The organism is Arthrobacter sp. TB 26 (assembly GCF_000427315.1).
Taxonomy (GTDB): domain Bacteria; phylum Actinomycetota; class Actinomycetes; order Actinomycetales; family Micrococcaceae; genus Arthrobacter.
In genome coordinates this window covers 1-6,840 of sequence record NZ_AUPJ01000018.1, presented here as the reverse complement: position 1 = coordinate 6,840, position 6,840 = coordinate 1, and the positions used below count along the sequence as shown (strand labels likewise).

Here is a 6,840-nt window from a genome sequence, read left to right as displayed (position 1 = left end):
GGAAGCGGTCCGGGCCGGCGTCGCCGACCTGACCGGTGAGATCGAACAGGTCCCCAGCAGCGTCAGCGCCATCAAGGTCAACGGCGAGCGCGCCTACGCCCGGGTCCGCTCCGGCGAAGAGGTCACGCTGGCCGCACGGCCGGTCACCATCCACCGCTTCGAGGTCCACGGGATGCGTCGGGTCCGCGCGGGGGAGTCAGCGGCGGAGTCAGACGGCGAGGCGCTGGACGTGGACGTGACTGTGGAATGCTCCTCCGGCACCTACATCCGGGCGCTGGCCCGCGACCTCGGCGAGGCGCTCGGCGTCGGCGGGCACCTGACGGCGCTGCGCCGGACCCAGGTGGGCCCCTATACCCTGGACCAGGCCCACACCCTCGAACAGCTTGCCGAACAGTTGGACGTGCTCGAAATGTCCCAGGCCGCGCGGGCACTCATGCCCAACCGTGAACTCAGCGACGAGGAGACCACCGAGATTTCCTTCGGACGCAGGATCGCCGCAGGAGCGGCCGCGGGCACTCCCGGGGCCGCGACACCGGAGAATCCAGCCGCGGGGTTCGCCCCGGACGGGACCCTCGTGGCATTGCTCGCCGACAAGGGAAGCTACGCCAAACCGGTGCTGGTCTTCGCGCCGGACAATGAGAAGCGTGCCCCGAAGCAGCCGGCTGAGGAACAGCAGGCCGGCAAGTAGTGGACGCATATTTCTACATCATTTTGGTGCTCGGGCTGGTCTCGAGCGTCATCTGCCTGAGCGCCGGCATCCTCAAAAAGGCGCCGAACGATACGACGATCCTCTCGGTCGCCGCCGTCGAACTGTCCCTGCTGGTCTACCTGGTGGGTTCGATCGTCCGGGTTGCGGGCGGGGAGCAGATTGCGGGGGAGCCCTGGGAGTTCTGGGGCTACCTGCTGACGGCCCTCCTACTGCCGGTCGGCGCGGTGTACTGGGCCATCCTGGAACGCACCCGCTGGAGCAACTTCGTGCTGGCCGCCGTCGGCGTCACCGCGTTGGTGATGGCGGCCCGAATGAATCAGATTTGGTACTGACGTGGAAGAGGCAAAGAACGTGACGGCGAAACCTTCGCACGAGGACATCGGAACGACGCCGGACCCGGCGGCGGTCCCTGCTGGGACGGCGCGGGATACCCGCAACACCGGCCCCGGCCGGCTGCTGATCGCTGTCTACGCCGTGTTTGCCATTTCGGCGACGGCCCGGGCGGGATACCAGATCCTCACCAAGTTCTCCGAGGCCCCCGTGGCCTACCTGCTGTCGGCGTTCGCCGCCGTCGTCTATCTCGTGGCGACGGTGTCCCTCGCGAAGGCGGGCCGCACCTGGTTCAAGGTCTCCGTCGCGGCGGTGCTCGTGGAACTGGTGGGTGTGCTGGTGGTCGGGGCGCTCAGCGTGTTCGACTCGGTCAACTTCCCGCATGAGACGGTCTGGTCCCTGTTTGGCCGCGGCTATGCGTTCATCCCGCTGCTGTTGCCGATCCTGGGCCTGATCTGGCTGTACCGCCGCCGGCCCGCCCCGAAACGGGCCTTAGAGTCCTAGCCGGGCCCGGCGTCTTGGTCCTGGTCCGCGTGCTGTTCCAGTTCCTGGAAGAGTGTGATTTGGAGTCCCTCCGGGCCGTTGAGCCGTGAATTCAGGGAGCGCCACGGTGTTTCCCGTGGTTCCGCGATGAGGGTGCCGCCGGCTTCGACGAGGTCCCTGGTCACTGTTTCCGCGTCATCGACTTCGAACGCGACCCGGATTTTCGCGCTCGGCTGGCCGCCAGCCTCCACGGCGTCGATGTACTTGACCTGGGCGGGGTTGGAGAGTTCCAGGGTGGCCCTGCCTGCTTCCAGGATCGTGATGCGCGCATCCCCCTCGCTGGGGACGACCTCCCGTTCCACCAGCCCGAGCACGTCACGGTAGAACGTCAGGGCGGCATCGTAGTCCTCTGCCTCGACGACGAGGCGCAGCTGTCGGACAGGGGGCGGGGTTCGATTTTCGGTAGTCATAACCGAACCCTAGGGCGAACTGGCCGATCGCGGAATGCCTGGGTATCCCATGTGATGCGCTGGCCGGTGTCGTGGACGCTGTCAGTCGGTATCGAGGCCCAGGAGCCTGCTGCGAAGGCCTGGCCAGGCCACACCGAAGCCGGGATGCAGCTCCTTGTCGGCGACGAGATCGACGGGCACCCACTGCAGCTCCAGGCTTTCCGGGTCGCTGATCTCCGGTTCGAACGCCGCCACCACTTCGGCGGCGACAGTCGTGTACCTCCAATACCCGACGTCAAACACCGAGGTGAACAGCACGCGGACGTTCTCCGGAGGCACGGCGGCTTCTTCCTTGGCCTCCCGCAGGGCGCCGTCGACTGCTTCTTCGCCCTGGTGCAGGGCCCCGCCCGGGAGACCCCAGGTGCCGCCCTTGTCGCTCCACAGGGCGCGGTGCTGGAGGAGGACGCCCTTGACGGGGTCGTGGACCAGTAGTCCGGCCGAGCCAAAGCGCCCCCAGAAGCGTCCGTGGTCGCCCTCAACCCACGCGTCCCCCGGGTCGCGGGGCCCAAGGGGGCGCCGCAGTTCGAAGGGGAGCTCGGTGGACGGTGCTTCGCCGGGCCGCCCGGTTTGGGGGCCGGCCGGGCGGGATGTCGGGGCAACAGGGCTGTCCATGCCCTCAGTTTCCCACGGACCGTGCCCGTACCTGCCGAAGTGTGACCCCGCGGGAAGACAGATCAAACGGGCTGAGCGCCGGGGGCACGGCGGGATCCGGCGGTCAGCAGCGGGCGGTTTCCAATCGTCGTCGCAACAGGTTGCCGTTGAAGGTGAAAGGAAGCCTGTTGGGTCACAGAAGGCGCCGCCAAGGTGTGCCGTACCAATGACCAGTTGAATCGTTCAGTTATCCACATAGGGGGATCAACGAGAGCCACCAGAGCTGGAATCGGGAATCATTGGAGGTAGCCCCCGGGCCGCCGGAGCAGCGGATCACTCACTAGGACCTGGTGATTACAGCTACCTCTACACTCGAAATCTCTTCACGAGATTCCACAAAGTCACGGCCCCCAGAATGTCACAGCATCGAGGAAGAATTTGGCTATGAAAGCCAGTGAAGATTTCATCCCGCTACAGGCCACACGGCCTGGCGCCGGAATACTCCTGGGAATTCCCCGGCTGCCGCCCGTTCCACACGCGGCGGATGACGTGGACTGTGCCCTGGATGGGGCGCTTGCACTGCTGCGTTCTTCACACGGGACGGCACTGCGTGATGCAGCGCTGTTCGGAGTAACCGAGGCCTCGGACTTTGCCGGCGGCGTCGAGGAGTTGTCCCGCATCGTGGACTACCTGCAACTTGTGGCCGCGGCGGCGGTCGACCGGACCCGAAACCAGGCGGCGGCAGCCAGGAACGCGGCTGCGAAGTTTGGTACCGGCGCCTCTGCCGGCTGGTTGACCGGCTGGAATACTGACGCGGCAGCGACGACTCCTGTCACCGCGACCAGGACTGCGACTATGACGGCGCCGGCGACTGCGGGCGCCGGGCCCGATGCCCTTTGGGACGTGCAGGGTGGCGCGGATAGTGCGCAGGGCTGGGTCGATGACGGGTACCGGAACACCACCGAGTTCCTGCGGGCGAGGCTGCGGATCACCGCGGCGGAGGCGCGGCGCCGGCTGGCCCTGGCATCGGACGTTCTGCCGCGCTCCGGCTTGTCAGGGCAGCCACTGCCGGCAGTGAGGGAGGAACTCGCGGCTGTCCTCGCCGCCGGGGACATCGCCTCGCGGGCGGCGACCCTGATCAGCCTGTCCCTGGGCCGGGTCCGTCACGTGGCCGCGCCCGGGGACGTTGTCCGGATGGAGCATGCCCTGACCCGCACGGCGGTGGAGAACGACCAGGATTTCCTGACCCGGATCGCGAAGCGCTGGACGGACGCCCTGGACCAGGACGGTGCCGAACCCAGTGAGCAGGAACTGCGCCAGCGGCAAGGCGCGTTCATCCGCCGGTCCCACCGTGGGCTGCAGCACCTGGAAATCTTCGCCACCGCCGACCAATTCGAGCACCTGCTCACGGTTATGAACACCGCCACCAACCCACGGACAGGCTTTGCCTCCGACCCCACCGCCGACACGGCCGAAAGTGCCGGTCCTGGCGCCCGGCCCGACGCCGACACCAGCCCCAGTGCCGACGCCAGCGGTGCCGTGGACGACCCGGCTGCGGAGGAAGCGGCCGCTGCCGCGCGGCTGGATCAGCGCACCCGTCCGCAACGGCTGCTCGATGGCCTGGTCGGTGCATGCAAGGTGGCCCTCGCGGCCGGAGAACTGCCCGCTTCCGGCGGCCTGCGCCCGCAGGTGATGGTCACCATCGACTACCGGGACCTCCTCGAACAGCTCGGTGGCGCCAACCCGCAGACACGCGGGCCGGGATCCGGCGCGGGAAGCCTGATGTTCACCGGCCCGGTCACGGCCTCGACCGCGCGCAAGATCGCCTGCGACGCCGACATCATCCCGATCGTGCTCGGCGGCAACGGCCGCATCCTGGACATCGGCCGGGCCTCACGGGTCTTCCCGCCGCACATCCGCAAGGCCCTCACCGCACGGGACCGGGGCTGCGCGTTCCCCCAGTGCACCATCCCCGCGCCCTGGTGCGAGGCCCACCACATCGACTACTGGTCCCGCGGCGGGAGCACCGGCACCGGCAACGGAGCCTTGCTCTGCTCGCACCACCACCACGTCGTCCACAAAGAACAGTGGACCATTCAGCTGCATAGCGGCATCCCCTGGTTCATCCCCCCGCCGCACCTGGACCCACGCCAGGTGCCCCGGCGGAACAGCTACTTCCGCCTGGAATGAGGCCGGAGAGATCAGTGCGCGGTCTGCGGGCTAATCCGGGACTACCGGAACTGCGCAAAGACCCGCACCGGCGCTGAAGAGTTTGTCGGGTTCCCGGGTATAGGCCGTCCAGCCCACAGACTCGTACAGCGCCAGCACCTCGGAGTCGGGAACAGGATTTCCGGCAAGGACTGTGAACTCTGACGTCGGAACAGTGTCGCACACGCCCGTCCCCCGGCCACGGGCAGGAGGTGCTAGCGTATCGCCGATGCGCAAGAGGGGCCGGGCCCTGCGTTGGCCAGATCCAGGGGGACACACCATGAACACATCCGTGAACATCCGCGAATGCACGGCGGACGCTCTTCCCGCGCCCTCCCGTGTCCTCTTCTACGGGGTGACCGGCAGCGGCAAGTCGACAGCCGCCCGAGCCTACGCCGAGGCCACGGGTCTGCCCGAGTTCTCGGCGGACGACGACATCGGCTGGCTGCCCGGCTGGCAGCAGCGCACCGTCGAGGAGCAGCGTGGCATCGCAGCCTCGATTGCAGCCCAGGACCGCTGGGTGCTGGACAGCGCCTACGGTGCCTGGCGCGATGTTGTGCTGCCGCGGGCGGAGCTCATCGTGGGCCTGGACTATCCACGCTGGCTCTCGCTGGCCCGGCTGGTGCGCCGCACGCTGCGGCGGGCGTTGACCCGGGAACCTGTCTGCAACGGCAATAAGGAAACTATTGCCCGGATCTTCATCCAGGACTCGATCCTCCGGTGGCATTTCCGGTCCTTCACGCGGAAGCGGCAGGTGATGCGGGGGCTTGAAGCGGACCCCCGGATGCCGGCTACGATCTGGTTCCGCCATCCCCGGGAACTCGACGGCTGGCTGGCGCAGCTGACCGCCAGGTCTGACCGGGTCGAAAGCCCCTGAACAGACAACGGGCCGCGGCTACGCTGGAGGAATGGCTGGACTCAAGGCTCCAAGAGGGTTGCGGAAGGCAGAACGTGCGTCCCTGCTGAGGGCCGTCAAGGCATTCCACACCTTTGCCTGGTTCACGATCGAGGCCTGCATGGTCTACGTCCTGTATGCCGGTGTCCGCGGCCGCACGGACCGGCGGGTGGGCCTGGCCGCCGGCGTCGTGACTGCCGAAACCCTGGTCTTTGCCGCGAACGGCTTTCACTGCCCGCTCACCGCCGTGGCCAAGGACCTGGGCGACGAGACGGGCTCTGTCACCGACATCTATCTGCCGCACTGGTTCGCGAGGAACCTTCCGGGCATCCACGTTCCACTGATCCTGGCCGCCGTGCTCCTGCACTGGCGGAACTACCGTGCCGCTGCTGGCTCACCCCGGTCGCGCAGTCCCGGCACAGTGCACCGCGGAGTGGCGGACGCTAGCGCACCGGGTTGCCGTTGAGGTCGACGCGGAAGTGCTCGATCATCGTGTTGCTCCCCGTGTCGATAATGATCACGGACTCCGCCGGCCAGGACGGATCGGGAACAACGGTGTACGGAACGTCCGTGATCTTCGTGGGCCGGCCGGCGTCGTTGATTTTCCGGCTGAAGGCATCGACCACAGTGTTGGTCCTCGTGTTGACGGCCACTGTTTCCTGGGGCAGCCCCGCAGCGCTGCCGTTGGCCGGTGTAGCGTTCCACCAGCCTTCGTAGCCGCCGACAGCCGGTTCCGACGGCGCGGCTGCGGCCGACCCAGTGGACGACTCCGCGGACATCAGGGGAGCGCCGGCGTTCCCGGCCGCTTCCGCTGCGCCGCCGCAGGCGCTCAGCGACATCCCCGTACCGAGGAGCAAACAAACGGTGGCAAGCTGCGGCGTTCTGGCGGCGAAGATCATGTTAATGTCCCCCAACATTGTCCCGGCCGGCGGTCTCCGGCGCGGATGGGATGACCCTACCAGCCCGCTTGCCGCCCGCCCCGACTACTTCTTCCCGAACAGCCCGCCCAGGATCCCGCCGAGGCCGCCGGGGACGTCGTCATCCTTCCGGTCGTCCGGCTGGCTCTCCGGGAGGTCGACGTCGATCAGCTCACCGGGGCGCGGCGCACCGCCGTC

Annotated in this window: 9 protein-coding genes; 6 read left to right on the top strand and 3 right to left on the bottom strand. The window is 67.8% G+C overall.

Features of this window, described 5'->3' with window-relative positions:
* The 3 genes from truB to K789_RS0100350 form a co-directional block, all read left to right on the top strand.
* A partial coding sequence (truB, locus tag K789_RS0100360; protein ID WP_024365013.1) for a tRNA pseudouridine synthase B occupies positions 1 to 688 on the top strand: 688 nt, incomplete at its 5' end.
* A complete protein-coding gene (locus tag K789_RS0100355) occupies positions 688 to 1,041 on the top strand; it encodes a hypothetical protein (RefSeq protein WP_024365012.1) in 354 nt (117 codons plus the stop codon). The genes truB and K789_RS0100355, both read left to right, overlap by 1 nt.
* Positions 1,042 to 1,087: 46 nt before the next feature.
* The gene (locus tag K789_RS0100350; protein ID WP_029704115.1) at positions 1,088 to 1,543 is read left to right on the top strand and encodes a hypothetical protein; all 456 of its coding nucleotides are present in this window, start codon (positions 1,088 to 1,090) and stop codon (positions 1,541 to 1,543) included.
* On the opposite strand, the gene K789_RS0100345 is transcribed toward K789_RS0100350, so the two are convergent.
* Positions 1,540 to 1,992 carry a VOC family protein gene (locus tag K789_RS0100345; RefSeq protein ID WP_024365010.1) on the bottom strand — a complete coding sequence of 151 codons (453 nt, stop codon included), beginning with the start codon at positions 1,990 to 1,992 and terminating at the stop codon, positions 1,540 to 1,542. The genes K789_RS0100350 and K789_RS0100345 overlap by 4 nt on opposite strands.
* Before the next feature lie 81 nt (positions 1,993 to 2,073).
* Entirely contained in the window at positions 2,074 to 2,643 is a 570-nt protein-coding gene (locus K789_RS0100340; RefSeq protein ID WP_024365009.1) for an NUDIX domain-containing protein, read from the bottom strand.
* A gap of 423 nt (positions 2,644 to 3,066) precedes the next feature.
* Here K789_RS0100340 and K789_RS21900 point away from each other — a divergent pair, with 423 nt between their 5' ends.
* The 3 genes from K789_RS21900 to K789_RS0100325 all read left to right on the top strand — a co-directional run bounded on the left by K789_RS21900 (position 3,067) and on the right by K789_RS0100325 (position 6,191).
* Positions 3,067 to 4,812: an HNH endonuclease signature motif containing protein gene (locus K789_RS21900; RefSeq protein WP_024365008.1), complete on the top strand. Its 1,746-nt coding sequence runs from the start codon at positions 3,067 to 3,069 to the stop codon at positions 4,810 to 4,812.
* Between the two features lie 298 nt (positions 4,813 to 5,110).
* Positions 5,111 to 5,707 carry a hypothetical protein gene (locus K789_RS0100330; protein ID WP_024365007.1) on the top strand — a complete coding sequence of 199 codons (597 nt, stop codon included), beginning with the start codon at positions 5,111 to 5,113 and terminating at the stop codon, positions 5,705 to 5,707.
* 31 nt (positions 5,708 to 5,738) lie between these two features.
* Positions 5,739 to 6,191, top strand: a complete 453-nt coding sequence (locus K789_RS0100325) for a hypothetical protein (RefSeq protein WP_051180829.1) — start codon at positions 5,739 to 5,741, stop codon at positions 6,189 to 6,191.
* Here K789_RS0100325 and K789_RS0100320 read toward each other — a convergent pair.
* Positions 6,169 to 6,624: a hypothetical protein gene (locus K789_RS0100320; RefSeq protein WP_024365005.1), complete on the bottom strand. Its 456-nt coding sequence runs from the start codon at positions 6,622 to 6,624 to the stop codon at positions 6,169 to 6,171. The genes K789_RS0100325 and K789_RS0100320 overlap by 23 nt on opposite strands.
* Positions 6,625 to 6,840 lie beyond the last annotated feature (216 nt).